Below are 26767 nucleotides of genomic sequence, written 5' to 3' on the forward strand. Positions count from 1 at the left end.
GCTTAGCAGCCCGCAGATGATTCCGCATTGGCCTTCAAACGCTGAAGGCTCTGCATGGATCCCGGATTGCCTGGAAGTTGGAAAGACTGTTCTTGCGGGGTGTAGATGTTATTGACTAGGGCAAGGTCCTGCACAACGTTTGTACGGCACTGTGCGCCAGAGAAGCGCACCCGAATACGATATGCGCGCTCACCAGAGTCAGAGGCGCCGAACTCGTTATCCAAAACAGCGTTTTCGCCGCGCACGTAGCTTTCCATCACCACCATGTTTGGTTCATTCTGCTGCACGATGGTGCCGCGTGCACTTGCGCTGTCTACCAGTGTTTTGCGAACAGTTTCAGGTGACGCGTTGATCTGAATCTGCTGGGAATCTGAGTCTGCACGAATGGCAGGCTGACCGCTGCGATTGGATGGGCCGCTTTGGCAAGCTGCAAGAGCTGCAGTTAATCCGATAAAAATAAGTTTCTTCATAGCGTAAATCCTGCGGGTGACAAAAACAGAAGCAGCTGCCGCCAACCGCGAAATTCTGTTTGGCGTGATTTCAATGGAGCCACCCAATGAATGGGATCGGCCTTTCTCGCATATGCCCGCCAGATGGCGTTTTGATGAGCACTATATGACCACAAGATGCAGATGCGCCAATAGAAACACAGAGATGTAAAGTTCTATAGCTTTAGAACACCTAAAATAATCGGGACCGAAAAACAACGGAATCTTTTGATCAAAGAGCTGTGAACGTCTCTGCATGATTTGAGTTGATTGAAAGTGTCGGGGTGAGCCGAAGAAGCAACGCAGATTGCCCATAAAAAAATCCGGGTTGGATTGACCAGCCCGGATTTGCATTTCTGTTTGGTTTAAAAGCTGCTTATGCAGTCAAACCACAGGCGATTTTTGTTGCAAGCTTTGCGTTGTTTTTAACCAGCGCAATGTTGGTTGCAAGGCTGCGGCCCTTGGTGCGCTCGAAAATGTCTTGCAGCACGAACGGTGTTACTTCCTTGCCGGTGACGTTCTGTTCTTCAGCTGCCTGAATGGATGCATCAATGAACACCTGCATTTCGTCAGATGGAATTTCATCTTCTACAGGTACCGGGTTGGTGACCAGCATGCCGCCGTGATCGCCAAATGTTTCGCGGAACTTGATCAGTTTGGAGATGTCGGAAGCATCGTCCAGGCTGTAAGGCGCTTTGATCTTTGAATCGCGAGACCAGAAGGCTGGTACGTTTTCACAGTTGAACCCAATGACCGGAACGCCGCGTGTTTCCAGAACTTCAAGTGTCTTTGGAATGTCGAGCAGGGCTTTTGCGCCTGCGGAAACAACGCAAACTGGAGTGCGGGACAGCTCATCCAGATCAGCTGAGATATCGAAGCTGGTTTCTGCGCCCTTGTGGACACCGCCGATGCCGCCGGTTGCGAATACGCGGATGCCAGCTGCGTGTGCCGCCATCATGGTTGCGGCTACGGTTGTGGAACCGTTTTTACCCAGCGCCATAGCGAAGGACAGATCTGCGCGGGAGCACTTCATGACGTCTTTGGCGTTTGCCAGTTCTTCCAGAGTGCTGTCTTCCAGACCTACGTGAAGTTCACCATTCAACACTGCGATTGTTGCAGGGACCGCGCCACCGTCGCGGATGATCTGTTCTACTTCGCGGGCAGTCTCAACGTTTTGCGGATACGGCATACCATGGGTAATGATGGTGGACTCCAGCGCAACAATAGGGGCGCCATTGCTCAGAGCATCTGCAACTTCTTTTGAATGATGGATTTTAATTGAACTTCCCATGGTTTTCCCAGTCTTTCGTATGTTGTTGGTGCTTAGGCATGTTCTAATAAACGAGCTTTAAGCGATTGGGGTGAAAGCGTTTCTGGCGCGGCGCCAGTCGCTTCCACTGTAATTGATGCAGAAGCAAGGCCGCTTTTTACTGCTGAAACCGGGGCTTCATTGAGGCAGCTTGCATAAAGAAAGCCTGCAATGAAGGCATCACCGGCACCGGTGACATCCACGGGAACAACAGAAAATGGAGTGTGCGAGCTTGTGCTGCCTGCACAGTGAAGAGCCAGTGGTTTGTTGGAATTGCTGACCAGAACAATTGGAATGCCCGCAGATGCCAGCTTTAGAGCTAGTTCTTCTGCTGAGAATTCTCCTGGTTTGCACTCCAACAGAGCTGTGGCTTCATCTGTGTTGGTAAAAAGAATGTCGATTTTTGAGAGGAGGGAACGCAGTTTGGGCGCCTTCGCAATTGAGACAGTGTCCGCTGCGAGAAGGCGATGCTCCTTGGCATCGGCGAGTGAGAGAAGCGTTGCTTCTTCCAGATTTGTTTCGCAGAGCCAGATATCGCAGTCCAGCAGTGCTTGCGGAATTGGATTTGCTTCTGAGAAACTTACCTTGGCTGTGATTTCACTGTCCGAAATAGCTGAGAATAACGTGCCATCCGGATTGTGAAGCGCCAGATAGGATCCGGTTCTCCCATCTGTGACAGTGGTGATACTGGAAGTATCAATCCCGCACTCAGTCAGACTTTTTGCGAGGAATGCTCCGTCTGCATCGTCACCCAGACATCCATGCATTGTTGGTTGCATGCCCAGCCGGGCCATTGCGCGTGCAATGTTTGCTCCAACACCTCCAGCACGGGACATAATTTTCCCGGGTGTTGAGGTGTCCGGCTTGAATGGTCGATCTGCGTGGGCAATCCTGTCCAGATGGATTGCTCCGATTACTCCGACCTGTTTAGTGGACATAACCAATTCTTCCTCCCGACATCGAAAGACAGTTGATATGCAATGTGGTTGGTCAAAGCAAGCTACGAGCAAATACAGACTGTGGGTGATGTATCAAAAAGTGCACTTTTGCTGTTTGATTCCAGATGCATTCCTCCAAACAGGTGTCGGGAAAAGTTATCTACATGTTGAACAATAGGAGAACGCATTGAAATTAATCCATTTTTATTAGTTAGTTATCAGGTATTGCGAAGTTGGAACAAAGTGAGTACAAATAACTGACTTTGAAACTGCGCGTCCATCGTGAAATAAGGGATGAGAACGTATGGCACAAACTTCACTTCGCCTTGTTGAGGGCAATCAGATGGACAAGAATAAAGCACTGGATGCAGCGCTTTCCCAAATTGAACGAGCCTTTGGTAAAGGCTCCATTATGCGCATGGGCCAGGGGCAGGCCGTAGAAATCCAGAGCGTTTCGACTGGTTCTCTCAGTCTTGATATCGGTCTTGGAATCGGCGGACTTCCAAAAGGGCGTATCGTTGAGATCTATGGACCTGAAAGCTCCGGTAAAACCACACTGGCTTTGCACACAGTTGCCTGTGCGCAGCAAGGGGGCGGGATTTGCGCCTTTGTTGATGCTGAACATGCGCTGGACCCGGTGTATGCACGTAAGCTCGGTGTGAACATTGATGACCTGCTTATCTCGCAGCCGGATGCTGGTGAACAGGCGCTTGAGATCGCCGATACACTGGTTCGCTCTGGTGCGATTGATGTGTTGGTGATCGATTCCGTTGCTGCGCTGACGCCAAAAGCTGAACTTGAAGGTGAGATGGGCGATTCGCTTCCAGGCTTGCAAGCTCGCTTGATGAGCCAGGCACTGCGCAAGCTGACTGCTTCCATTTCCAAATCCAACACAATGGTGATCTTCATCAACCAGATCCGCATGAAGATCGGTGTGATGTTTGGGTCTCCTGAGACGACAACTGGCGGTAATGCGCTCAAGTTCTATGCTTCTGTGCGTCTGGATATCCGCCGTATCGGTGCGATTAAAGATCGTGACGAAATTGTTGGTAACCAGACTCGCGTGAAAGTGGTGAAGAACAAGCTGGCGCCTCCATTCAAGCAGGTTGAATTTGACATCATCTACGGTGAAGGCATCTCCAAAATGGGGGAATTGCTGGATCTTGGTGTGAAAGGCGGCATTGTTGAGAAGTCAGGTGCGTGGTTCTCCTACAACAGCCAGCGGCTGGGGCAGGGGCGAGAGAACTCGAAAACCTTCCTGAAAGAGAATCCTGAACTGGCGGACGAGATTGAACTTGCTATCCGACAGAATGCAGGTTTGATCGCTGAAGCGATTGATGATCCGGAAAAAGCTGCGGAAAACCAATAGAGTTTAGAGGGGCTGGATTTATCCAGCCTCTTTTTTTGTAGGGTTTTATGGACAGATTTGCTGCATATGGCTAAAACGCGGCAGATACTAATTTTTTGCTGCATCGTTTTTGATGCGCATACCCTGCAATTTGGCGGCTGTGATTGTTGAAGTAGCTGACCACTAGAAAATGAGACGGACATCAAGACCTATGAGTGGCGTCAACGAAATTCGGTCGGCTTTTCTCGACTACTTTGCAAAGAACGGACACGAAGTTGTTCCTTCCAGTCCACTGGTGCCACGCAATGATCCGACATTGATGTTTACGAATGCGGGTATGGTGCCATTCAAGAACGTATTCACCGGTTTGGAAAAACGGGATTACGTGCGTGCAACATCCTCGCAAAAGTGTGTTCGCGCTGGCGGTAAGCACAACGATCTGGACAATGTCGGCTACACTGCGCGTCACCACACCTTTTTTGAAATGCTGGGCAACTTTTCCTTTGGAGATTACTTCAAGGAAAACGCTATTGAGCTGGCGTGGAATCTGATCACCAAAGAATACGGATTGCCAGCTGACAAGCTGTTGATCACGGTTTATTCCGAGGATGAAGAAGCCTTCAAAATCTGGAAGAAACTGACCGGTTTTGCTGATGAAAAGATCATCCGCATTCCGACCTCAGATAACTTCTGGGCCATGGGTGATACCGGTCCTTGTGGTCCATGCTCTGAGATCTTCTACGATCATGGTGAGCATATCTGGGGTGGCCCTCCAGGTTCTCCTGAGGAAGATGGTGATCGCTTTATTGAGATCTGGAACCTCGTGTTCATGCAGTACGAGCAGCTGCCAGAAAAGCGTATCGATCTGCCACGTCCGTCCATTGATACGGGCATGGGGCTTGAGCGTTTTGCTGCGATTATGCAGGGCGTACATAACAACTACGAGATCGACCTCTTCAAAGCTCTGATTGCGAGCTCTGAACATCTCACTGGTGTTGAAGCTGTTGGCAAAGCGCAGGCGAGCCACCGGGTGATTGCTGATCACTTGCGGTCCATGGCCTTCCTGATTGCTGATGGTGTTCTGCCTTCCAATGAAGGTCGTGGTTACGTTCTGCGCCGCATCATGCGCCGCGCGATGCGCCATGCAAACCTTCTGGGTGCGCAAGAGCCAGTTATCTTCAAGATGCTGCCTACTCTGGTTCGTGAAATGGGCCAGGCGTTCCCTGAGCTGCCACGTGCAGAAAAGCTCATTGAAGAGACTGTTCAGCTGGAAGAAAAGCGTTTCATCAAAACTCTTGAGCGCGGTCTTGGCCTACTGGAAGATGCAACCAGTTCTCTGGGCTCCGGTGATCAGCTTGATGGTGAAACAGCGTTTAAGCTTTATGACACCTTCGGTTTCCCGCTCGATCTGACACAGGATGCATTGCGCAGCCGTGAGATTGCGGTTGATACCGATGGGTTCAACACTGCTATGGAGCGCCAGCGTGCTGAAGCGCGTGCGGCGTGGTCCGGGTCCGGTGATGCTGCAACCGATGCGATCTGGTTCTCTATTAAGGAAAAAGCAGGCGCGACTGAGTTCCTCGGTTATGAGACTGAGAAGGCAGAAGGCGTCGTCCTGAACCTTGTGAAGGATGGTGAAGAAGTTACTTCTCTGAAGCAAGGTGAAGAGGGATCCTTAATCCTTAACCAGACACCGTTTTATGGCGAATCCGGTGGTCAGGTTGGCGACTGTGGCACCATGGTTGCTGATGGTGTTTCTCTTGCTGTGACCAACACGCAGAAAAAAGCTGATGGGCTGTTCGTCCATGCTGTTCGTGTTGAGAGTGGTGAAGTTAAGGTGGATGACGCGCTTGAGTTGGTTGTTGACCATTCTCGCCGCAGTGCAATTCGGTCCAACCACTCTGCGACACACCTTGTTCACGAAGCTTTGCGTGAAGTGCTGGGTACTCACGTTGCTCAGAAGGGTTCTTTGGTTACGCCTGAGCGTCTGCGTTTTGACTTTTCGCATCCAAAGCCTGTCAGTGCTGAAGAAACAATACGTGTTGAGGCTCTGGCCAATGAGATTGTGCTGCAGAATGGCGCTGTTGAGACTTCTTTGATGGAAGTTGATGAGGCGATTGAAGCTGGCGCGATGGCTCTGTTCGGTGAGAAGTATGGCGATGAAGTCCGTGTGGTTTCTATGGGTACGGCAACCACTGGCGAGAAAGCCGGTAAGTCTTATTCCGTGGAGCTTTGCGGCGGTACGCATGTGAAGCGTACTGGCGACATTGGTCTTGTGACCGTTGTTTCTGAAGGTGCTGTTGCTGCTGGTGTTCGCCGTATTGAAGCACTCACGGGTGATGAAGCACGTAAGTATCTGGCAGAGCAGGATACGCTGATGCGCGAGACTGCTGGTCTGCTTAAGGTTGCTGCGGCTGACGTTCCTGCTCGCATTGCGAGCTTGTTGGATGAGCGCAAGAAGCTGGAGCGTGAACTGACTGATGCGAAGAAGAAACTTGCGATGGGCGGTGGCAGCTCCGATGGGGATGCTGGTGTTACTGAAGCAGGTAAATTCAAGCTTATGGCTCGCGTTCTTGAAGGCATTAACCCGAAAGACCTTAAGTCTGTTGCGGATGAAGGCAAAACCGCGATCGGTTCTGGTGTTGTTGTGCTGATCAGCAAAGCGGAAGACGGTAAGGCTGCGATCGTTGTTGGCTCGACCAAGGATGTGAGTGAGACGGCCAGTGCGGTTGAGCTTGTTCGCATTGGTTCTGCTGCCCTTGGTGGTCGTGGTGGCGGTGGCCGTCCTGACATGGCGCAGGCTGGTGGCCCGGATGCAAGCAAGGCTGATGAGGCGATTGCTGCGATCAAGGCTCACCTTGAAACGCTTTAATATCGAACCAAAGATCTAAGAGTTGCAAAGGGGGGATTTAATCTCCCCTTTATTTTTTGCCAGTTACTTTTGCTGGGTGCCTCTTTTTACGGTTTGCATGGGCCTGCAAAATGGGAAAAGGGAGGTTTGTTGCTGTTGGGTTTGCTTTATCTGTTTCTTCAAGTGCTCGGGAATTGTATTGGGGGCTTTGGTGGCACACTCCATCAAGTTGAAAGTTTATAATCTGCTGGAGCGCAGCAGTGCCGGTAACCGGCTTGCCAAGCAGATCGACGCTATTCTTATCGTCTTCATCGTTTTGAATGTGGGGCTTGCTGTTCTCGAAACCGAGCCCAGCATCGGAGAGGCGTATGTCTGGCAGATTTTTTTGCTGGATTTTGTTGCCGGCTCAATCTTTGCCATTGAGTATCTGCTGCGGCTCTGGGTTTCAGACCTGCATCCACCTTTGAGGAAATACGGCCCACTCAAAGCGCGGGCAGTTTATGCGGTACAGCCGCTCTCATTAGTTGATTTTATAGCTGTTCTGCCCTTCTGGCTTTCGTTGTTTTTTGCCAGCATCAGTTGGAAGTCGCTTGTTATTCTGCGTTTGTTACGGTTCTTGAAGATTGCGCGGTATTCGCCTGCTGTCCGTTCTTTGATTTCTGCTGTGGTTGCTGAGCAAAGGGCGATTGTGGGCAGTCTGGTGCTGATTCTGGGTGTTGCTCTTGTAGCCGCTACGCTGCTTTACAGTGTTGAACACGCTGTCCAGCCAGAGCATTTCGGCACCATTCCAAGTGCGTTGTGGTGGGCGTTTTCTACACTCACTACGGTTGGTTATGGCGATGTTGTACCTGTCACTGCCATGGGCAAAACCATTGCAAGTGTTGTGATGTTGATGGGGTACTGCCTTTTTGCGCTGCCGGTTGGCATTGTTGGCACCGCGTTTGCGCGTGAGATCCATAGCAGGGACTTTGTTATCACCTGGGGAATGGTGGCCACTATTCCGTTGTTTGAGCGCTTGTCTGCAGTTGAGATCGCCGCTGTGACTGAGCTTTTACATTCGCACAGTGTGCCTGCTGGGCAGACCATTTGCGAGAAAGGGGAGGATGGAGACAGCCTTTACCTGATTGCGTCTGGTGAAGTGGAAGAAGTGTTTGCTGATCATCGTATATTGCATGGTGAGGGAGAGCACTTTGGTGAGGCATCGTTGTTTGCTCATCGCAAGCGAACGGCCAGCGCTGTAGCGCGGACACCGGTACAGCTGATGGTGCTCAAGATGGAAGACCTGCGCCGCTTCATGGATCGCAAGCCGGCTGTTGCCAGGAAGATCATTGATGAAGCTATTGATGAGCGCAGGAGCCATCATACGGATGTGGAGTTTACTTCGTAGTCTGGTGCTGGATGTACGGTGTTAGTACTTCGATCTTATTGGTCCAGATGTAGCCATCAAAATTATCAGGCACTGCAGCAAGCTGTTCGGTTGTATCTATGCCGCCACCTGCGCCCTGTGATTTGAATGGGCCCGATGCGATGACTTCGCTGCCATATTCCTTGAGCCTTTGTTGGAACTTATGTGGCCAGCCCCATACAGCCCATGTGTAATTTGAGGGAACACCAATGACGGTGTCTCTGCAATCATGTGGAACGTATCCACTCCAGCCGAGAGCGACGTATGTTTTTAGGCAGGCTTTGGTTTGGCGTTTGTCGAAGCCTACGATTTCCTCGGTGCTATCTGCAATGCTCCAGGTGGGGGCAGCAGCTCCATAGACACCCCAGATTTGCTTCTTCCATTCCGGATGCTTGCTGAGTTTCTCTTGAAGGAGTTCTGCCGAGCGGAGTTCTTTCTCCTTGAAATTGATCAGGAACTTCTTGCCGGGGAGGGCGCGGAACACCTCCTCGAGTTCTGGTAAGGCACCTATGCCGGTTCCTCTCAATGGATAGGTTTTTCCGCCGTCTGCAGTGTAGCCATAGCCGATGTCCAGTGCTTTGAGCTTTGCAAGTGAATGAGATCTGGTGATGCCTAGGCCATTGGTGCGGCAGTCCAGTGTCCAATCATGAAAGACGGCGAGTTTGTTGTCTGCTGTTGGGTGTACATCCAGCTCCACAATATCTGCGCCAGCTTCAAACGCGGCTTTCATAGAGGCAATTGTGTTTTCTAGATAGGAATGAGAAGGCGTGTCAATGCGTTCTGCCGTACAAGTCTGATTGGTCAGCTCGTTGCGATGATAGGTTTGGTGGACACCGCGATGAGCAATGAACCTGGGTTTGCCGGATAAGGGTTGGCTTGAAAGCCATGAGGCGTTGTAGAGGTAGACCCCGGCAAAGATGAGGAGGAGCAGCAGGACAATCTTTTTAAACATAAGAGGCGCCGGGTTGGAAACAGAGACCGTCCGCCTAGGTTGAAAGCCTAATGTGTTCTCACTTAGGCGTTGTTTTGGCGTACTCAAGATTTCGGCATCGAGGTGCCGGTGAAGTCCTTGGGAACTTTGCGGTAATCAGGCACATGTATGTTGAGATCTGATTGGTCTGTTCGTCAGGGAGCGTCAGAGCAGCTGTTCCGCTCCCTGTTAGCCTTATTTTCCTGAAGCGCAGCTTAGGGTCACTTGCTTATCCGCGGGGGAGTAGAAGTAGTTGCAGTGCTCAAAAAACAGCTGGCCGCTGTTAAATAGCATCGGACTAACATCCTTGTGCCCTAAGGACCATCTGGCTGAGTGGCCGAGAGCCTGATTGCTCCCATAGCTTAGTACCACCAGAGGCTCTTTGCTTTGCTCATTTACGTAAAGCTGCATCTCATAGTCTGACGTCTCAATCTGTCCACTGTTCGGGCTGGCAGTACAACAGGGGGGCGTGGTTTCAGCTACTGAGACTATGCCATATGAAATACCTGTATCCGGGAGAATGCGGGCTGGTTGAGGACCAGTTGACGGATAAACGACCTTACCGTTGGACTTGCTCGTGATTGCAAAGGGGAGGACAGGTGCAACCAAAGCCGTTGGATTTGCTGGTGACGTAGATAGTGGAAGTGTGAGCGTTTTGCCCAGATTGGGGAGTGGGTTTTGAGTAGATGCCAGATAGACATCGATGCTGCTGCTGTTTGAGTGTGTGCTTGTGAGGGCGTAGTTCTGGTTCTTGAAAGGGGCACCATTGTCGTCGATCAGATTTAGGAATGGGTTTGTAGGATTGGCTTGCTCCGCATCCACTTGGGAAATGCCGTGGGGACTGTCAAAGCCAACACCCATCATGAAAACCTTAGGATTGTGATTGCAGGTAGGTGCGGGTGTCTTTGAACAGGTGGGCTTGTTCTTACTGTTTGGACAATGCTGTACGGCGGCAAAGACCGGAAAGTTTTTGAGGTGTTTTGTAGGAGCCTTGCCGGGCGTTCCAAACGAGAGATCACGATTGATAATGTATCCAGCATAGGTATTCCCTGAACTGGAGTAGGACAGGGTGGAGCAAGTGGAGCTGGCTTGCTCTTCAGCAGTCGGAATAAAAAATCCAGCAGAGCCAACGATGCCGGTTGACCCTGTGTCCATGACAAAGATTGAGTTCTTTTCATCACCTGAAGGGGTTGTCGTTTGTATTTCCAGCTGGAAGTACGGGCCAATTTTCTTGGCGGTTATGGCGTCATTATCCTGAGCATGAGCCAAGTTTGCCAATCCCACGCCGAGCAGGAACAGTAAGGGTTGTGGTTTCATTGTCTGGATCCTTTTTGATTACGGTAGGTCCGTATTCGTGAAGGATGCATTGTTCAGTACTCCCTTGATTTAAAGGGAGTACTGGAATTTCAATCGGTTTGGCTGGCTTGTGTAATTGCTTCGCACAAAAAAAAGGGTGCCCAGAGGCACCCTTTTCGTAAATCAGAGCTTTGGCAGCGTTTACGCAGTCGCCATAGCTTTCTGGAGGTTTTCGTCGACTTTGTCGAGGAAGCCAGTTGTGGTGAGCCACTTCTGGTCTGGACCTACGAGCAGGGCCAGATCTTTGGTCATGTGACCGCTTTCAACTGTGTCGATACATACCTGCTCAAGAGTTTCAGCAAACTTCTTCAGTTCAGCGTTGTCGTCGAGTTTCGCGCGGTGAGCCAGACCACGGGTCCATGCAAAGATAGATGCGATGGAGTTTGTGGAGGTCTCTTCACCCTTTTGGTGCTGACGGTAGTGACGGGTCACTGTGCCGTGTGCAGCTTCAGCTTCAACTGTACGTCCGTCTGGTGACATCAGAACGGAAGTCATCAGGCCAAGGGAACCGAAGCCCTGTGCAACAGTGTCGGACTGAACGTCGCCGTCGTAGTTCTTACAAGCCCAAACGTAACCACCAGACCACTTCATGGATGCAGCAACCATGTCATCGATGAGGCGGTGCTCGTACCAGATTTTTTCTGCTTCGTACTTCTCTTTGAACTCAGCTTCATAGACTTCCTGGAAGATGTCTTTGAAGCGACCATCGTATACTTTGAGGATGGTGTTCTTGGTGGAGAGGTAGCAAGGTACCTTACGGCCAAGAGCGTAGTTCATTGAAGCGCGAGCGAAGTCGCGGATGGAATCATCCAGGTTGTACATTGCCATTGCAACGCCGGAGGATGGTGCATCAAACACTTCGTGTTCGATCTCGGTTCCATCTTCGCCAACGAACTTAACAGTCAGCTTGCCTTTGCCTGGGAATTTGAAGTCAGTCGCGCGGTACTGATCACCAAATGCGTGACGGCCAACGATGATTGGCTGAGTCCAACCTGGAACCAGACGTGGAACGTTGGACATGATGATTGGCTCACGGAAAATAACGCCACCCAGAATGTTACGGATGGTGCCATTTGGGGAGCGGTACATACGCTTCAGGTCAAATTCTTCAACGCGTGCTTCATCTGGAGTGATGGTTGCACACTTAACGCCAACGCCGTGTTCTTTGATTGCGTTTGCAGCATCAACGGTGATCTGATCGTCAGTTGCGTCGCGGGACTCAATGCCGAGGTCGTAGTACTTCAGATCGATGTCCAGGTAAGGATGGATCAGCTTGTCCTTGATGAACTGCCAAATGATGCGAGTCATCTCATCGCCGTCGAGCTCGACGACTGGATTTGCTACCTTGATCTTCGCCATATTAGTAGACCTCGTGTTTTTAGGTACATGAAAATGGAGCCTGAAGCGGCTCGAATTGCCATGTGTATACACATGTGCGCAATTTAATGCCAGTGGAAATGCTAGCTCGGTTGGCTTGTAATACCAAATTCGTATGCCGCACAGAAGTGGTGTTTGCTAACAAACTGCAATTTCAACTGTATTTGCTCTCATACATGGTGTGAGATGCTGTCCATAATCTTGCTGTACCTTTCTCCTTTTCGAGTGGATTGTCGGACATTCTGCTTAGGGCGCAAAAACCGATTACTCCGCAATCCCAAGATGTTATCCACTATGAGTTGCAATTGTGCAGTTTGTTCTTAACTCTCAAAACATATCCAATTACTCTGGCGACCTGATGGCGTCATAATTGGGACGCGAGCATTTTGTAGAGCGCGCAGGAGTCGGTTGGTGCGTTCTTTGACTTAGGAGTAAGGGAAGATGCGGATTGTTGTAACCGGTATGGGGGTTGTTTCACCCCTAGGTGTTGGGATCAACCCGTTTTGGAAGAGACTGGTAGCTTCTGAAAGTGGTATTCGCGCTCTTACCAGATTTGATGGAAGTGAGCACGCTTGTCAGGTGGCAGGACAGGTTCCGACCATCGATGAAGATGAATTTGGCTTTGATGCCAGTGTTGCTATTCCTTTTAAAGACCAGAAGAAGATGGATTTATTTATCCATTATGCTCTGGTTGCAGCCCAGGAAGCCGTTGAACAGGCTGGCTGGCATCCTGAAACGGATGAAGAGAAGGAAAGCACTGCGACGATCATCGCATCCGGTGTTGGTGGCTTTCCAGCGATGACCGGAGCTACGCGCACCGTGGAGACCAAAGGTCCGCGACGTTTATCACCGTTTATTGTGCCGAGCTTTCTGGCAAACCTTGCAGCAGGTCAGGTTTCGATTGCCAATGGGTTTAAAGGCCCGTTGGGAACGCCTGTGACCGCATGTGCTGCCAGTGTGCAGGCCATTGGTGATGCCGTGCGCATGATCAAGAGTGGTGAGGCAAGTGTCGCCCTTGCTGGTGGTGCTGAGGCCTGTATTGATGCTGTCTCGTTTGCGGGCTTTTCTGCAGCCCGTGCGCTGTCGAGCGGGTATAATGATGAGCCTAGCAAAGCCTCTCGTCCCTTTGACAAAAACCGTGATGGATTTGTCATGGGTGAAGGAGCTGCGATGTTGGTGATCGAGACGCTTGACCATGCCCTTGCTCGTGGCGCGACACCGCTTGCTGAGATTCTGGGTTATGGCACATCAGCTGATGCTCACCATGTGACGGCATCCCCTCCGGATGGAGCAGGCGGGCAAGCTGCGATGCGCAAGGCCTTGAAGCAGGCAGGGATTAATCCTGACGATATTGATTACATCAATGCCCACAGTACATCGACGCCAGTTGGCGACGCTGCAGAAATTGCAGGTATTCAGGCTGTGTTTGGTGATCGTGGGAAGGATCTGGCTGTTTCTTCAACCAAGTCTGCGACGGGTCACCTTTTGGGGGCTGCCGGTGCTATTGAGGCAATTGCTTCTATTATGGCGCTGCGGGAAGGCGTGCTTCCTCCGACATTGAACTTGGAAGAGCCTGATGATGAGGCCTCCCAGTTTGATCTGGTGGCGAATGCCTCCAAAGAGAAAGACCTGAAATATGTCATGTCCAATGGCTTTGGTTTTGGCGGGGTGAATGCTTCCTTGATCTTCGGAAAGCCGAGCTGACAGCTGGCAACAACATAGTTTTGGAAAAGGCTCAGGGGATCTCTGGGCCTTTTCTTTTTGCCACATTGTTCTTTTAGCTGCATTTTACTGACCTGATTTAACTTACGTTTCTAGCAGTTTACGTTGATTGATTTAGGTGTTGCTTATATATGCAGGCTTGTTTGAAGGTCCTGTTCATCCTTCGCAGATATGATTTTAATTCCTGCTCATTTTGAAAGTTTGATTGATGCTCAACCGTTTGAACAACAAGCACTATGCTTTAATCACCATTCTGTTGCTGATCGCGACTGCCGCTATCCTTCTTGCAATGGGGCGGGAACCAATCTGTAAATGTGGGGTGGTCAAGCTCTGGGCGGGTAATGCCAATAGCGCTGATAGCAGCCAGCATATCTCTGATTGGTACACGCCGTCTCATATCATCCACGGCATGTTGTTTTATGCTTTGTTCTGGTGGATGGGGCGTCTCTTTACTGGCGGTGCAGGTTGGCCTATGGGCTTTCGGTTGGTTCTGTCGGTTATTGTTGAGGCGACCTGGGAGCTTGTCGAGAACTCCAGCTACATCATCAATCGTTACCGTGAAGCGACCATCGCCCTGGATTACTTTGGCGACAGTGTTCTGAACTCCGTCTTTGATATTATCTGGATGATTTTCGGTTTCTGGCTTGCTTCACGATTGCCGGTTTGGCTGACTGTTGTGCTTATCCTTGCCATGGAATTGATTGTTGGGGCGATCATCAGGGATAACCTCACACTCAATGTGATCATGCTGGTTTACCCGTTGGATGCCATCAAAGAATGGCAGATGCAGGCTTACTGATTACAACAAGATTGTGCCGCGCTCATTTTTTGATTGCGCGGCACGTTGGACTTCTAAGCTGACTCTTTCGATGAAGTTCCAAATCAAAGCGCACTACGCTTTTTTGTGTGCAGCCAATGCAATGGCCACATAACTCCAACCGTTGAACATGATGGAAATGCCTGCCACAAGGCCAAGCGCCCAAGCAGTGGAGGCAGGGAAGTCGAGCAGGATCATCAAGCCGGCTGCGATTGCTATGACACCAGAGGCCAGAATCCAGCCCCAACTGGTGTGAGGTCGCAAGCGGAATGAGAACAACGCCTGCGCAATGCCTTGCGCAATGAAGACAGCGGAGAGCACAAGTGTCAGTGCTTCTGTTCCGGCGACGGGGTTATAATAGATTGCGACCCCGCCAACCAGCGCGATGATGCCTATCAGCGATTGTCCGAGGAAGCCTCCCCATTCCTTCACCTGCATGGCGTGCCAGAGTTGAAGAACCCCGACGACTATCAGAACCAATCCAATTACCAGTGCTACTGCGATGGAGGACGCGTATGGTATGACCAACACAATCGTACCACCAATCACCATCAGTACTCCGAGCACCAGAAACTTCAACCAGTTGTCACGCACTAACTGCGTGAGGTCCGGGACATTTGTAGGCGGGGTGCCACCTGCGTTGGGTTCTTGTCCAGACATTGTCGTCGGGGTCTCCTTCATAGAGGGTCATGCCATTCAGAGGCTGCATTGAAATGGCTAACACTCTAGGTAACAGCAAAACACAGCTTTACTCTTGATTGAATTCGCCGAATTTTACCCTCTTTAGGTGATTGGTCAGAGTTCCTACGCCATATCATGTGACTGAGGTGCAGGTGGTGACTTGTCGCCGAGGGAAAACGGCAGGCTGTTTCTGATAGGAGTTTGTGTCTGCTGAGTGGTAAAACGGCTCTGGTAATTTCCAGTGTGATCGGCTAGAGGATCCGCATGTCTGAAAGCACTCCTGAAACAAACAATGCCATTCCTCCTGTTGTCGTTCTCTGTGAGCCTCAACTTGGCGAAAACATCGGTATGGTTGCTCGTGCTATGGCCAATTTTGGTCTGCACGACCTGCGCCTGATCAACCCACGCGACGGTTGGCCGAGTGAAAAAGCACGCTCAGCTTCCAGCCGAGCACATCACGTTATTGATGCAGCACGGGTTTTTGACAGTGTTGAAGAAGCTGTTGCTGATCTGAAACTCGTTTTTGCGACGACCGCGCGTAGCCGTGACATTCCAAAACCTGTTGTGGGGCCAGATGAAGCTGCGACTGAGAGCGTTGCTCAGGGCGTGCGGGGGATCCCATCCGGTTACATGTTTGGCCGCGAACGCTGGGGCCTGAATAATGACGAAGTGGCGCTTGCAAATAAGATTGTGACCCTTCCGGTTGATCCGACTTATGCATCCTTGAATATTGCCCAGGCTGTTTTGGTATGTGCCTATGAATGGCGCCGCGTGGCGACAGCAGGTGCACTGCCTTTCTCCTTGGATGATTATGATGGTGAGCTGGCAACACAAGAGTCCATTCAACGGATGTTTGAGCATCTGGAAGCTGGGCTGGATTCTCGCGGGTTCTTCCGTCCTATTGAAAAGAAGCCAGTAACAATTCGTAGGCTGCGCAACATCTTTCAGAAAGCAGATCTCACCGAAAATGAAGTGCGTATCATGCGTGGTGTGATTTCCTGCTTTGAGAAGTATGGCGTGAAGGACAAAGATTGATGCTGACCGGCTCCCCAGCCATTCCATTTCAACAAATGCACATGCAGGCGGATACGTCAGGTCGTGTGTTGGTGTTGGATAGTGGTGTCGGGGGGCTGTCTGTGCAGCGTGAGATCAAGCGAATGCTCCCTGATGCTGCACTGCTGTATCTAGCGGACCGTGCTGCTTTCCCTTATGGCGACTGGGATGCAGCGGCACTGCGTGAGCACATCTGCGCCTTGGTTGTGTCCGTTAGTGAAGTGTGGCAACCGAGTGCGGTTGTGATCGCTTGCAACACGGCCTCGACGCTTGTGCTCAAGAGCTTGCGAGAGATTATGAGCGTTCCTGTGGTTGGGACGGTCCCTGCAATTAAACCTGCTGCATCACAAACACAAAGCGGCGTTTTTGCAGTGCTTGCCACGCCAGGGACTGTGAAGCGTGACTACACGCAGGACCTGATCATAGAGTTTGCGCCTGAGCACCATATCGCTCTTGTTGGGGCAACCGGTCTTGCAGCGCTTGCAGAAGATAAGCTGGCAGGTCGCGTCGTAGATCTTGATCGCTTGCTGCAGGAAATTGTTCCTTGCTTTGTCGAGAAAGACGGTCAGCGTACCGACTGTATCGTACTTGGATGCACGCACTATCCTTTTTTGCAGGAAGAAATGGAGCAGGTAGCTCCATGGCCGGTGACGTGGATTGATCCTGCGCCTGCGATTGCCAAACGGCTGGTTCAGGTCGTGGAGCCGGAAACTATAGCGACCGGGTTTGAGGATCTGTTTTTCCTGACCAGCTGAGGTTCTCCCTCGTAACGTATAGGTTGCTGGAGTGTTGCCCGCCTTGGCTCAAATCCTCTCTTATTTAATTGGTTGTTCTAGGCGGATCTTGAATTTGTTTTGATACCCAGTCGGAACCTGCGCATTTGCTGGAGTCGAAGCCTTGGATCTTATCAATACTGTCGTCGATTACACCAATACCATCCTCTGGAACTATGTGCTGCTTTATGGCTTGCTTGCCGTTGGCGTGTTTTTCACGTTCCGATTGGGCTTTATCCAGTTTCGTTATTTTGGACAGTGTTTCAGTGTTCTTCTCAAATCGAGGCATGAGGACCGTAATGGGATCAGCCCGTTTCAGGCCTTGTGTACCAGTCTGGCATCACGAGTTGGGACCGGCAATATCGCCGGTGTTGCAGTCGCGCTGACGCTGGGCGGGCCGGGAGCAATCTTTTGGATGTGGATGGTTGCTCTGGTTGGTATGGCAACTGCCTACGCAGAAAGTGCGTTAGCCCAGCTTTATAAGGTCGAAGATGACGACGGTCAGTTTCGTGGTGGTCCAGCGGTTTATATGGCGGCAGGCTTGAAGAGCAAGCTGCTTGGTCATGTCTTTGCAATTGCTTTGATTTTTGCTTTTGGCATCGTATTCTCCGCAGTGCAGTCCAACTCCATCGCTGATGCTATGAGCAGTGCTTTTGATGTGCCGGAGATCGTCACAGGCGTGGTGCTTGTTCTGGCCGCTGGGCTGGTCATCTTTGGTGGTCTGAGGAAGATCGCTCACTTCGCAGAAGTTGTTGTTCCGTTTATGGCGATTGCTTATGTGGTGATTGCATTTGGTATTCTGGCTGCGAACTACGAAGAAGTGCCTGGTGTTTTGTGGAGTATTGTCGCGCACGCCTTTGGCCTTGAAGAAGCGGTTGGCGGGATATCCGGTGGTGTGATGGCAGCACTGTTGAACGGTGTCCGCCGTGGTCTTTATTCAAATGAAGCTGGAATGGGATCTGCGCCAAACATTGCCGCATCAGCCGTTCCTGACCCACATCATCCTGCTTCTCAGGGTTTTGTGCAGGCGCTGGGTGTCTTCATCGATACGATCGTGATTTGTACTGCGACTGCATTGATTATTCTGCTTTCCGGCATCTACGACCCAACAACAGGTGTGACCGGTATATCGCTGACACAATCAGCCGCAGAAGCGCATGTGGGTGATTTTGGTGTCTACTTCATCGCCATCGCGATCTTTTTCTTTGCATTTACCTCGATCGTGGCAAATTACTCCTATGCGGAGAATGCCATGATTTATCTGGAGCACGGTTGGAAACCGGGGCTTACAATCCTTCGTCTTCTCTCGTTGGCAATGGTGTTTTGGGGTACCCTGCAGACAGTCGGCACTGTGTTTAATGCAGCAGATGCCGCGATGGCTGTGATGGCGACTATCAATCTGGTCGCGATTGTGCTTCTGGCACCAAAAGTGACTTTGATCACCAAGGATTACATCAAGCAGCTGAAGGAAGGGAAGGAGCCAATGTTTGACATTGCCGAGCATCCTGAACTTGCGGATGGGGTTGATGCCACGATTTGGAGCAAAGAGCGTGGTGAAGAAGCACAAAAGCGCTATTGATAGTGCTCTTATTTCTCAGCTGCTTGCTGTCATATTCCGTTGACTCTTGCGTGTAATTTCAATAGGAATGCGCTGTTCATTGCGGTTCCTTTGGGGCCGCTTTGATTTTACGCACCCGTGTGGTTCGGCATGCGCTATTTGCCAGGACCGCTGTCAATCTTTGTGAACCTTTGGGTTTGTGAAGGAAAAGGAGGGCGCGTTTCCTTTAAAATTACAGATAAACGCTAAGGAAACTGCGATGTCTAAGCGCCAGAGCGCCAAGTATAAACTAGACCGTCGGATGGGTGAAAACATCTGGGGTCGTCCTAAAAGCCCTGCGAACCGTCGTGAATATGGCCCAGGCCAGCACGGTCAGCGTCGTAAGGGTAAGCTTTCTGACTTTGGTGTGCAGCTGCGCGCTAAGCAGAAGCTGAAAGGCTACTACGGCAACATCTCTGAGAAACAGTTCCGTAAGACTTATGATGAAGCTTCCCGTCAGCGCGGTGATACTTCTGAAAACCTTATCGGTCTTCTCGAGTGCCGTCTTGACGCAGTTGTTTACCGCGCAAAATTCGTTCTCACTGTGTTTGCTGCTCGTCAGTTCATCAACCACGGTCATGTGAACGTTAACGGTCGCCGCGTAAACATCGGTTCTTACATGTGTAAGCCTGGTGACGTTATTGAAGTTCGTGAAAAGTCCAAGCAGCTGGCAATCGTACTGGAAGCAGTACAGTCCGCTGAGCGCGACGTTCCTGACTACCTTGACGTTGACACCAACAAGCTGACCGCGACATTTGCTCGTGTTCCTGCTTTTGGCGACGTGCCTTACCCAGTTCAGATGGAACCAAACCTGGTTGTGGAATTCTATTCCCGCTAATAGGTTTGATCCTGAAGGATTTGATTTGGGCTGCCCTTTGGGTGGCCCTTTTCTTTTGGTGGTGCTATTCCTCCCGCAGCATAGTGCATTCGCCATTTTTGATTGAGAACGAGTGAAGATAAGATAACGCCATGAGCCAGTTAAGCGCAGAACACGCCGCTGATACAGCCGCTGAGGACAAGAGTTTCGATTCAGAGTGTCATCCACTTTTCCGTGAGGTGCCAAGTTCGGTTGAGTTCAAAAAACTGCGTAAACGTTTGCTGCGTGAAACTCGTCAGGCAATTTCTGACTATAAGATGGTTCCGGATGGGGCGAGCCCGGAGAAAACCAAATGGCTTATCTGCCTTTCTGGCGGTAAAGACAGCTACACTTTGCTTGCTGTTCTGATGGATCTGAAGTGGCGCGGTCTTCTTCCTGTTGACCTGATCGCCTGCAACCTTGATCAATCCCAGCCAGATTTTCCGCAGCACATTCTGCCTGAGTTCTTTGAGCGCTACCAAATCCCTAACAAGATTGTGCGTGAGAACACCTACGGCATTGTGACCGACAAGCTGCCTGAAACGTCTACTTATTGTTCTCTGTGTTCTCGCCTGCGCCGCGGTATTCTTTATCGCACTGCGCGCGAACTTGGTTGTGAGGCGATTGTGCTGGGGCATCACCGGGACGATGCTTTGGAAACCTTCATGATGAATATGTTCTTTGGTGGACGTATGGCCTCCATGCCGCCAAAGCTGGTGAATGACGAAGGTGACCTGATGGTGCTGCGTCCGCTGATGAACTCCTCTGAAGTGGATATCGAGAAGTTCTCCAAGGCAATGGACTTCCCAATCATTCCTTGCAACCTGTGCGGCTCGCAGGATGGCTTGCAGCGTGTTCAAGTGAAGAAGATGCTGCAACAGTGGGAGAAGGAGACGCCGGGTCGGCTGGGCATTATGGCTCGTGCTCTGGCGCATGTGCGTCCATCTCACTTACATGATGCACAGGCGTTTGACTTTGTAGGCCTGCGCCCCAATACGGGTGAGCAGGGAGAGAGTGATCAGGAACCTTGTGCCGCTGCTGATGCGATGACTGAGAAATTGTTTGGTAATGAGTTTTAGGCAACTGACTTTACCGCTGCATTCGGTGATGGAGCGGTTTTTTGCTTTCTCTCGATAGATTGATCGGCTGCATTGGATAGAGATATGACACCACTTCGATTTCGGGCACGCAATACGGCCATAGTTCTGCAGAACATCTTTACTGCACTGATGTTTGTAGTGTTCTCGCAATTGCGAGGGTTTGCAGATCTCTCTCCGTTGCTTGAGGAGGTGTTTGGCATAAGCATCACCACGTTCTTTCTGATTGGCATCACGATCGCGCTTGGTGTTGCTTGCATCTTTTATCTTCCCTCACTCAATTATGCAGAGATTGGAAAAGATGGGATTGTGTATCATCGTGCTCTCATCAAGCGCAAACTGGCCTGGAATGAGATTGAACGTGTGGATGTAAAGCAACTCAGCTTTATGGGTATCAAGCTGGCCAAGCGGGTTGTGCTGGATTTGAAAGGAAAACGGAAGTTTCCCTATGCTCAAGCCGTGCGTGGTTTGGGTGTTGATGGGGTATTACCAGGCACCTACAAACAATCTCCAGATGAAATGGCAGAGCAAATCAATCAGTATCGCCGTATCAATAATGTTTAATCTCCAGCGTTGCTGGAGTTTCACTGCAGTATTTTAATTTCTTGTTAGGTAATAAAAATACGTAAACTATGAGAAATAATTGCGAAAACTACGCGATTTTACCTATTCAATAAAGATTGTATCCAGATCCTGTAACTAAAGTCGAATTAAGACAGATTTTTCATTGGTCAGGCCTCGGATTAACGTGGCGATATTTTTTTAGTTTCTCGATGTGAATTTTCCACGAAAGGCATTGGAGGTAACTATGAATATGGTGATTGAAGGTCTGAATGGCATTGGATGGCGAAAGCGGAGAAATCCTGCTTCTGAGTCTTGTCAATGCGGTTCCTGGAAGCTGCACTGGATCAGGCATTCCAAACGTGACTGGCCGTCTTATTGCAGCAATGCAGATTGCCATCAAAAACCCACCCAAGGCACAGATGTCAGATGGCTAAGCGGCAGCCGTCCTCAAATTATTCCATTGTGCGATAGCTGTAGCAAACAAACCGATCGCTTCAATCTTAGAGATGGTACAGTCACCGTACTGACGCATCAGTATGAGTGCAGCTGAGTTCTCACTTCATCCCCCCATAGTACTTACAGGCGTCAGGGCCGTTCAGTAGAGACGGCTTTTGAAAAACGGTTATGTGGTTGCACTCGTAGCGAGCCAGCCCTTCATTCGTGGTTGGCGTAATGCCAGCGGCGACTGCACCCATCGTGGTGCCTGTGATTATGCCAAGGAGCAAAACTCTCAGATAAACTTGCATTTCTCATCCCCCGATGAACTGTTGATGAGACGGTTTTAGCAGGGGGAATGTGAGAGTGCTCTGAGAGGCGTGTTCATTTAGTGTTCAGGATGGTTAAGCTGTCAGGCTGCTCCAGTTAACCTTTAAGCACTCTGCTTGTGCCGTTGCTTCTGTGAAGCTCATCAGGGGCAGTGCATTTGTTTTTTGCTCGTGGGGAGCGACATGGAGGGCACTCCAACCTGCCTCTCGGGCGGGCATGATGTCTTTTTCCAGATTATCGCCAATGAACAGAGCTGTTTCTGCGACAAAATCGTGCTTGTTTTCAAGTTTGCGAAGAAGGGACACACTTGGTTTGCACTCCGCCGGGAAGGTATCACCACTGGCGTAAGCAAAGTCGACGTGATCCAAAATTCCAAGCTTGTTCATGACGGCCCATTGGAAATTTGAGGGGCCGTTGGTCATAACCCCGATCTGACAGCCAAAATTATCTTTCAGAAGAGACATTGCTTCAAAGATGCCGGTGAACGGTGCTTGAGCCTCAGCCCATCTTTCGGTGAACGTTGCCAGAGCGTGTTTCTGGTCGCTCGGTTTCATGTTTGGGAAACAGGATTGCACAGCCTCCACGCCAGTGTGCTCGCCATTGTGCAGCATATGACGCAGCCAAGTGTCGCTGTGCTTGTTGAACTGCTCACCAAAAATCTCAAAGAACATCTTAGGGTAAGACGCTTTGTGATGGCAAATGGTGCCGTCCAGATCGAAAACAATGGTCTTGAACATATGGTGCCTGTTTGTTGAAAAAAGTGCAGTTAACACTAGTGATTTCCAACAGTATGACAACAAAAAACGGGCCCTCGTGGGAAGGCCCGTTTTATAAATTTTATGCTCAGCAGAGACTTACGCAGCTGGTGCGATCTCGATGCCTTTTTCTGAGAACAGAGCCTGAAGTTCCTGAGACTGGAACATTTCACGGATAATATCACAGCCACCAACGAACTCGCCTTTGACGTAGAGCTGTGGGATTGTTGGCCACTGGCTGTAATCTTTGATGCCCTGACGGAGGCTATCGTCTTCCAGAACGTTATGACCGACGTATTTTACGCCAATGTAATCCAAAATCTGCACAGACTGGCCGGAGAAGCCGCACTGTGGGAAGTTTGGAGTGCCTTTCATGAAGAGCACTACATCGTTGTTTTCTACTTCGTGTTTGATCCAGCTTTGGATATCGCTCATTTCGTCGAGTTCCTTTCGCTCGACCGGGGTCAAAGCCCGGTGACCGTGATTGTATATTGTTCGTAGTGCGGCACTCACATGGGAACTTGCAGGGATAATGCAAGAAAAAGGTCGCACTGCCTTAGTTTTGTTATTCCGGAGCGGAGGTCTGCAACGCCAATGCGTGCAAATCGTCGCCCATTTTACCCTTAAGAGCCTGATACACCAACTGGTGCTGCTGTACGCGAGATTTGCCGCGGAAACTCTCCGAGATAACGACAGCAGCGTAGTGGTCGCCGTCACCTGCCAGATCTCTGATTTCCACGTGTGCGTCTGGCAAAGCCTCTTTGATAAGGTTTTGTAGTTCGCCTGCGTCCATGGCCATGGGTGTGCCTCCTTGCCCGACTGGGTTGCTTCTGTTTGGCTGCTTCCCTCACCATAAATGAAGAGGGAAGCGAATCTTATTTAGAACTCAGTTTAGCAGTTCGGTGGACGAGTATCAGCTCGCCTGCATAAAATGCGGGAACCATCCCTCGAAAGCATTATTCAGCTCTTCAACTGATGCACTGATTTTATCACCAAGAACAAGAGTATCACCCCCTGTCTTACCGATTTCTTCCGTGCTGATACCAGCGTCGATCGCATCTTCCAAGAAGGCAGCGAGCTTTTCCTCTGCCACAGTCACAACATAGCGACTTTGATCTTCACCAAACAGAATGGCATGAGGATGTTCGCCAGTGATTTTTACATCAGCGCCGAGCTTGCCTTTGATTGCCATTTCAGCAAGTGCAACAGCAAGACCGCCAGATGAGATGTCATGAGCTGCTGTGATACGGCCTTCGGTGATTGCTTCACGTACGAACGTACCTGTGAGCTTCTCAACTTCCAGATCTACCGGAGGAGGGGCGCCTTCATCGCTGCCCAGAACTTCCTGCAGATACTGAGAGGAGCCAAGGTGTTTGCCTTTGCCGCCCAGAACAACGATGGTTTCGCCAGTGCTAACAAATGCGCTGCCGACACGTTTGGTTACGTCTTTCAGCAAGCCAACGCCGCCGATTGCAGGTGTTGGCAGAATGCCTTCGCCGTAGGTTTCGTTGTACAAAGACACGTTACCGGAGACGATTGGGGTTTCCAGCACTTCGCATGCTTCACCAATGCCCTTCAGGCAGCCAACAAACTGGCCCATGATCTCTGGCTTCTCAGGATTGCCGAAGTTCAGGTTATCAGTGATTGCCAGCGGAAGGGAGCCGACTGCGGACAGGTTGCGGTAGGTTTCAGCAACGGCCTGTTTGCCGCCCTCATAAGGATTTGCATAGCAATAGCGCGGGTTCACATCCACAGAGAAAGCGAGGCCTTTATCGGTGCCATCTACGCGGATTACACCGGCATCTCCGCCCGGAGTTGCTGCTGAGTTGCCCTGAATGAGGGTGTCGTATTGCTCGTAGACCCAGCGACGGGATGATCCGTTAGCGCCGCCGATAAGCTTCAGCAGGGCTTCTTTGTAGTCTGCTGGCTCTTCAACATTGGCTGCCGCAATTTCTTCTGGCTCAGCCCACTGTGTCCATGGACGATCATATTCAGGAGCCTCGTCACCAAGTTCTTTAATTGGCAGGTCGGCCATGACTTCACCGTGCTGCTTCACTACAAAGCGCAGGGTGTCTGTTGTGACGCCACAGATTGCGAAGTCCAGTCCCCACTTGGTGAAGATGGCTTCGGCTTCTTTTTCCTTGGATGGCTCAAGAACCATGAGCATGCGCTCCTGGCTTTCAGAGAGCATCATCTCGTAGGCAGTCATGTTTTCTTCGCGGGCAGGGACTTTGTCGAGGTCCAGATCGATGCCGAGGTTGCCTTTCGCGCCCATCTCTACAGCGGAGCAGGTGAGGCCAGCAGCGCCCATATCCTGAATAGCGATGACCGCGCCGGTCTTCATCAGCTCAAGGCAAGCTTCCATCAAGCACTTTTCAGTGAATGGATCACCGACCTGAACGGTTGGACGCTTCTCGTCGATGGAATCGTCGAACTCAGCGGATGCCATTGTGGCGCCGCCGACACCGTCGCGCCCTGTCTTTGCACCAAGGTACACGACCGGGAGGCCTACACCTTTTGCTTCAGACAGGAAGATCTTGTCGGAATCGGCAAGGCCAGCTGCGAATGCATTGACCAGACAGTTTCCGTTGTAGGATTTGTGGAACTCAACTTCACCGCCCACTGTCGGGACACCGAAGGAGTTGCCGTATCCACCTACACCAGACACAACGCCTGAAACGAGGTGGCGGGTACGTGGATGATCTGGTTCACCGAAGCGCAGGGCATTCATGGCTGCGACCGGACGTGCACCCATGGTGAACACGTCGCGCAGAATACCACCAACGCCAGTTGCCGCGCCCTGATATGGCTCGATGTAGGATGGGTGGTTGTGGCTTTCCATCTTAAAGACGACTGCCTGCCCATCATCGATGTCAACAACGCCCGCGTTTTCGCCCGGTCCTTGAATAACACGAGGTCCGGTGGTCGGGAGTGTCTTCAACCATTTCTTGGATGATTTGTAAGAGCAATGTTCGTTCCACATTGCGGAGAAAATTCCAAGCTCGGTGAAGGTTGGCTCTCTGCCAATCAGCTCCAGGATGCGAGCATATTCATCTTCCTTAAGACCGTGGGCCTCAATGAGTTCGGGGGTGATCTTGACGCTATTTTGGATCATCACACTCAGAAAATTTGGGCGCAGTGCGCCGGGGCCAAATGTCACGGGCTGCTTAACAGGATTCATAGGGAAATGGAAACTGTAGACACCGCTTTTTTGGTTTTTTTGCTGCCAAGGCATGGTTTTTTGCAGCTTGACGTCAAGTCGTCTTGCCGGAATTTAGGTGGGCTGTAATTTCTTGAATTGGCTGAAAAATTTTTCACCCTTGATTGATTACTTTCTGGTCATCAGAAGGTGACTTCGCCCTGAAGTGTGGTGACTGACATGGACTTGTTGGGCAGGGCCATTCTGCTCCAAGTGCCACTGCCTTTGGCTGTGTCCCATTTTTGGTCACCACCGAGGATTGCCCAGTTTCCTGAGTAGGTTCCATTCTTGACAGTTGTGATCTCATAACTGAGTGCAAAGGGCGTTCCGTTCTTATCTTTCAAACTGCAGACACCTCCGCCCTGGACCTGCATGTTTTTGACAACAGCTCCTCCGAAACAACTGCCGGACACATAATCGAAAGGATCCTCTGAGTTGTCGCTTAAGAAGATATAATCAGCGTTGATGCGTTTCAGATTGAGCTGATCTGTTACAATTGCGTTGTTGTACAGGCCAAAGGTAGCCAGTTGACCTGTGTGAGAGAAGCTTGCGGCTCGTGCATTAACCTGTGCTGCGTTGGCGCTGAGCGCTGTGGCTGCAAACGCGGTGGCGAAAACGGTTCCGAGGACGACAGTTCTTTTCGCGAGGGGGAGCATCACAGATAGTCCTTTACAGGTTTGCCCGGCAATTTGGCCAAGCCTATGTGTTTTCGCGATGCAACCACATCTTAAGAACGTCTTTCAACGAACTCCTTTTGAACTGGTTAGGTTTGTGTTTCGCGTTATGCAAGGAGAGCCTGTGAAAATTTTACGCTTCAGAAATCTTCGTTAAATTATTGTATTTACT

General features: G+C 50.6%; 25 protein-coding genes. 12 read left to right on the forward strand and 13 right to left on the reverse strand.

The genetic code is table 11. The features are described from left to right. Positions 1-2 precede the first annotated feature (2 nt). The 3 genes from BM231_RS17340 to BM231_RS17350 all read right to left on the reverse strand — a co-directional run bounded on the left by BM231_RS17340 (position 3) and on the right by BM231_RS17350 (position 2735). Entirely contained in the window at positions 3-470 is a 468-nt protein-coding gene (locus tag BM231_RS17340) for a hypothetical protein (RefSeq protein ID WP_093521548.1), read from the reverse strand. A gap of 394 nt (positions 471-864) precedes the next feature. Next, positions 865-1779: a pseudouridine-5'-phosphate glycosidase gene (locus tag BM231_RS17345; protein ID WP_093521292.1), complete on the reverse strand. Its 915-nt coding sequence runs from the start codon at positions 1777-1779 to the stop codon at positions 865-867. A 32-nt stretch (positions 1780-1811) separates the two neighbouring features. Continuing rightward, positions 1812-2735, reverse strand: coding sequence for a carbohydrate kinase family protein (locus tag BM231_RS17350; protein ID WP_093521293.1), 924 nt, complete (start codon positions 2733-2735; stop codon positions 1812-1814). Between the two features lie 304 nt (positions 2736-3039). On the opposite strand from BM231_RS17350, the gene recA reads away from it, so the two are divergent. The 3 genes from recA (at position 3040) to BM231_RS17365 (ending at position 8321) form a co-directional block, all read left to right on the forward strand. Continuing rightward, positions 3040-4104, forward strand: coding sequence for a recombinase RecA (gene recA, locus BM231_RS17355; protein ID WP_093521295.1), 1065 nt, complete (start codon positions 3040-3042; stop codon positions 4102-4104). Positions 4105-4294: 190 nt separating this feature from the next. Next, entirely contained in the window at positions 4295-6955 is a 2661-nt protein-coding gene (gene alaS / locus BM231_RS17360; protein WP_093521297.1) for an alanine--tRNA ligase, read from the forward strand. A 190-nt stretch (positions 6956-7145) separates the two neighbouring features. Further along, complete coding sequence (locus BM231_RS17365; RefSeq protein WP_093521299.1) at positions 7146-8321, forward strand: cyclic nucleotide-gated ion channel; 1176 nt, start codon at positions 7146-7148, stop codon at positions 8319-8321. On the opposite strand, the gene BM231_RS17370 is transcribed toward BM231_RS17365, so the two are convergent. From BM231_RS17370 to BM231_RS17380, 3 genes are all read right to left on the reverse strand, one after another. Beyond that, entirely contained in the window at positions 8311-9291 is a 981-nt protein-coding gene (locus BM231_RS17370; protein ID WP_093521300.1) for a glycerophosphodiester phosphodiesterase family protein, read from the reverse strand. The two genes, BM231_RS17365 and BM231_RS17370, sit on opposite strands and share 11 nt — an antisense overlap. 213 nt (positions 9292-9504) lie before the next feature. After that, a complete protein-coding gene (locus BM231_RS17375; RefSeq protein ID WP_093521301.1) occupies positions 9505-10626 on the reverse strand; it encodes a hypothetical protein in 1122 nt (373 codons plus the stop codon). 180 nt (positions 10627-10806) lie between these two features. Then, complete coding sequence (locus BM231_RS17380) at positions 10807-12024, reverse strand: NADP-dependent isocitrate dehydrogenase (RefSeq protein ID WP_093521302.1); 1218 nt, start codon at positions 12022-12024, stop codon at positions 10807-10809. Between the two features lie 459 nt (positions 12025-12483). Here BM231_RS17380 and fabF point away from each other — a divergent pair, with 459 nt between their 5' ends. Together fabF and BM231_RS17390 are read left to right on the forward strand one after the other, a co-directional pair. Then, complete coding sequence (gene fabF / locus BM231_RS17385; RefSeq protein ID WP_093521303.1) at positions 12484-13746, forward strand: beta-ketoacyl-ACP synthase II; 1263 nt, start codon at positions 12484-12486, stop codon at positions 13744-13746. A gap of 226 nt (positions 13747-13972) precedes the next feature. Further along, the gene (locus tag BM231_RS17390; protein WP_063312171.1) at positions 13973-14563 is read left to right on the forward strand and encodes a DUF2585 domain-containing protein; all 591 of its coding nucleotides are present in this window, start codon (positions 13973-13975) and stop codon (positions 14561-14563) included. Between the two features lie 93 nt (positions 14564-14656). On the opposite strand, the gene BM231_RS17395 is transcribed toward BM231_RS17390, so the two are convergent. Next, positions 14657-15241 carry an HdeD family acid-resistance protein gene (locus BM231_RS17395; RefSeq protein ID WP_167550310.1) on the reverse strand — a complete coding sequence of 195 codons (585 nt, stop codon included), beginning with the start codon at positions 15239-15241 and terminating at the stop codon, positions 14657-14659. A 285-nt stretch (positions 15242-15526) separates the two neighbouring features. Between BM231_RS17395 and BM231_RS17400 the strand changes: the two genes are divergently transcribed. From BM231_RS17400 to BM231_RS27080, 7 genes are all read left to right on the forward strand, one after another. After that, positions 15527-16297, forward strand: a complete 771-nt coding sequence (locus BM231_RS17400) for an RNA methyltransferase (protein WP_063292767.1) — start codon at positions 15527-15529, stop codon at positions 16295-16297. A gap of 35 nt (positions 16298-16332) precedes the next feature. Then, on the forward strand, positions 16333-17070 hold the full coding sequence (gene murI, locus BM231_RS17405; RefSeq protein ID WP_425287819.1) for a glutamate racemase: 738 nt from the start codon (positions 16333-16335) through the stop codon (positions 17068-17070). 151 nt (positions 17071-17221) lie between these two features. Next, complete coding sequence (locus BM231_RS17410; RefSeq protein ID WP_193758333.1) at positions 17222-18667, forward strand: alanine/glycine:cation symporter family protein; 1446 nt, start codon at positions 17222-17224, stop codon at positions 18665-18667. Between the two features lie 238 nt (positions 18668-18905). Next, on the forward strand, positions 18906-19523 hold the full coding sequence (gene rpsD / locus BM231_RS17415; RefSeq protein WP_057462588.1) for a 30S ribosomal protein S4: 618 nt from the start codon (positions 18906-18908) through the stop codon (positions 19521-19523). A gap of 131 nt (positions 19524-19654) precedes the next feature. Then, entirely contained in the window at positions 19655-20620 is a 966-nt protein-coding gene (gene ttcA, locus BM231_RS17420; protein ID WP_093521305.1) for a tRNA 2-thiocytidine(32) synthetase TtcA, read from the forward strand. Positions 20621-20704: 84 nt separating this feature from the next. Next, a complete protein-coding gene (locus tag BM231_RS17425) occupies positions 20705-21202 on the forward strand; it encodes a hypothetical protein (RefSeq protein ID WP_093521306.1) in 498 nt (165 codons plus the stop codon). Positions 21203-21471: 269 nt separating this feature from the next. Beyond that, positions 21472-21636: a hypothetical protein gene (locus BM231_RS27080; protein WP_167550311.1), complete on the forward strand. Its 165-nt coding sequence runs from the start codon at positions 21472-21474 to the stop codon at positions 21634-21636. Between the two features lie 120 nt (positions 21637-21756). Here BM231_RS27080 and BM231_RS17430 read toward each other — a convergent pair whose 3' ends face one another. From BM231_RS17430 to BM231_RS17455, 6 genes are all read right to left on the reverse strand, one after another. Continuing rightward, positions 21757-21948: a hypothetical protein gene (locus BM231_RS17430; protein ID WP_093521307.1), complete on the reverse strand. Its 192-nt coding sequence runs from the start codon at positions 21946-21948 to the stop codon at positions 21757-21759. A gap of 93 nt (positions 21949-22041) precedes the next feature. Then, the gene (locus tag BM231_RS17435; protein WP_093521309.1) at positions 22042-22704 is read right to left on the reverse strand and encodes an HAD family hydrolase; all 663 of its coding nucleotides are present in this window, start codon (positions 22702-22704) and stop codon (positions 22042-22044) included. Positions 22705-22821: 117 nt separating this feature from the next. Beyond that, positions 22822-23157, reverse strand: a complete 336-nt coding sequence (gene grxD / locus BM231_RS17440; protein WP_093521311.1) for a Grx4 family monothiol glutaredoxin — start codon at positions 23155-23157, stop codon at positions 22822-22824. Between the two features lie 130 nt (positions 23158-23287). After that, positions 23288-23521 carry a BolA family protein gene (locus tag BM231_RS17445; protein WP_057462580.1) on the reverse strand — a complete coding sequence of 78 codons (234 nt, stop codon included), beginning with the start codon at positions 23519-23521 and terminating at the stop codon, positions 23288-23290. Positions 23522-23635: 114 nt separating this feature from the next. Beyond that, a complete protein-coding gene (gene purL / locus BM231_RS17450) occupies positions 23636-25840 on the reverse strand; it encodes a phosphoribosylformylglycinamidine synthase subunit PurL (RefSeq protein WP_093521552.1) in 2205 nt (734 codons plus the stop codon). Between the two features lie 224 nt (positions 25841-26064). Beyond that, complete coding sequence (locus BM231_RS17455) at positions 26065-26577, reverse strand: hypothetical protein (RefSeq protein WP_093521313.1); 513 nt, start codon at positions 26575-26577, stop codon at positions 26065-26067. Between the last annotated feature and the right edge of the window lie 190 nt (positions 26578-26767).

Source organism: Pseudovibrio ascidiaceicola (assembly GCF_900114245.1).
GTDB classification, from domain to species: Bacteria; Pseudomonadota; Alphaproteobacteria; order Rhizobiales; family Stappiaceae; genus Pseudovibrio; species Pseudovibrio ascidiaceicola.

Excerpts from the sequence above, each read along its gene's own strand:
- BM231_RS17375 (WP_093521301.1), bottom strand. The coding sequence starts at position 10,626 with ATGAAACCACAACCCTTACTGTTCCTGCTCGGCGTGGGATTGGCAAAC.
- rpsD (WP_057462588.1), top strand. The coding sequence starts at position 18,906 with ATGTCTAAGCGCCAGAGCGCCAAGTATAAACTAGACCGTCGGATGGGT.
- BM231_RS27080 (WP_167550311.1), top strand. The coding sequence starts at position 21,472 with ATGGCATTGGATGGCGAAAGCGGAGAAATCCTGCTTCTGAGTCTTGTC.
- BM231_RS17425 (WP_093521306.1), top strand. The coding sequence starts at position 20,705 with ATGACACCACTTCGATTTCGGGCACGCAATACGGCCATAGTTCTGCAG.
- BM231_RS17395 (WP_167550310.1), bottom strand. The coding sequence starts at position 15,241 with ATGTCTGGACAAGAACCCAACGCAGGTGGCACCCCGCCTACAAATGTC.
- BM231_RS17430 (WP_093521307.1), bottom strand. The coding sequence starts at position 21,948 with ATGCAAGTTTATCTGAGAGTTTTGCTCCTTGGCATAATCACAGGCACC.
- BM231_RS17370 (WP_093521300.1), bottom strand. The coding sequence starts at position 9,291 with ATGTTTAAAAAGATTGTCCTGCTGCTCCTCCTCATCTTTGCCGGGGTC.
- BM231_RS17445 (WP_057462580.1), bottom strand. The coding sequence starts at position 23,521 with ATGGCCATGGACGCAGGCGAACTACAAAACCTTATCAAAGAGGCTTTG.
- recA (WP_093521295.1), top strand. The coding sequence starts at position 3,040 with ATGGCACAAACTTCACTTCGCCTTGTTGAGGGCAATCAGATGGACAAG.
- BM231_RS17435 (WP_093521309.1), bottom strand. The coding sequence starts at position 22,704 with ATGTTCAAGACCATTGTTTTCGATCTGGACGGCACCATTTGCCATCAC.
- BM231_RS17345 (WP_093521292.1), bottom strand. The coding sequence starts at position 1,779 with ATGGGAAGTTCAATTAAAATCCATCATTCAAAAGAAGTTGCAGATGCT.
- BM231_RS17340 (WP_093521548.1), bottom strand. The coding sequence starts at position 470 with ATGAAGAAACTTATTTTTATCGGATTAACTGCAGCTCTTGCAGCTTGC.
- grxD (WP_093521311.1), bottom strand. The coding sequence starts at position 23,157 with ATGAGCGATATCCAAAGCTGGATCAAACACGAAGTAGAAAACAACGAT.
- murI (WP_425287819.1), top strand. The coding sequence starts at position 16,333 with ATGCACATGCAGGCGGATACGTCAGGTCGTGTGTTGGTGTTGGATAGT.
- BM231_RS17455 (WP_093521313.1), bottom strand. The coding sequence starts at position 26,577 with ATGCTCCCCCTCGCGAAAAGAACTGTCGTCCTCGGAACCGTTTTCGCC.
- ttcA (WP_093521305.1), top strand. The coding sequence starts at position 19,655 with ATGAGCCAGTTAAGCGCAGAACACGCCGCTGATACAGCCGCTGAGGAC.
- BM231_RS17380 (WP_093521302.1), bottom strand. The coding sequence starts at position 12,024 with ATGGCGAAGATCAAGGTAGCAAATCCAGTCGTCGAGCTCGACGGCGAT.
- BM231_RS17400 (WP_063292767.1), top strand. The coding sequence starts at position 15,527 with ATGTCTGAAAGCACTCCTGAAACAAACAATGCCATTCCTCCTGTTGTC.
- BM231_RS17350 (WP_093521293.1), bottom strand. The coding sequence starts at position 2,735 with ATGTCCACTAAACAGGTCGGAGTAATCGGAGCAATCCATCTGGACAGG.
- BM231_RS17390 (WP_063312171.1), top strand. The coding sequence starts at position 13,973 with ATGCTCAACCGTTTGAACAACAAGCACTATGCTTTAATCACCATTCTG.
- fabF (WP_093521303.1), top strand. The coding sequence starts at position 12,484 with ATGCGGATTGTTGTAACCGGTATGGGGGTTGTTTCACCCCTAGGTGTT.
- alaS (WP_093521297.1), top strand. The coding sequence starts at position 4,295 with ATGAGTGGCGTCAACGAAATTCGGTCGGCTTTTCTCGACTACTTTGCA.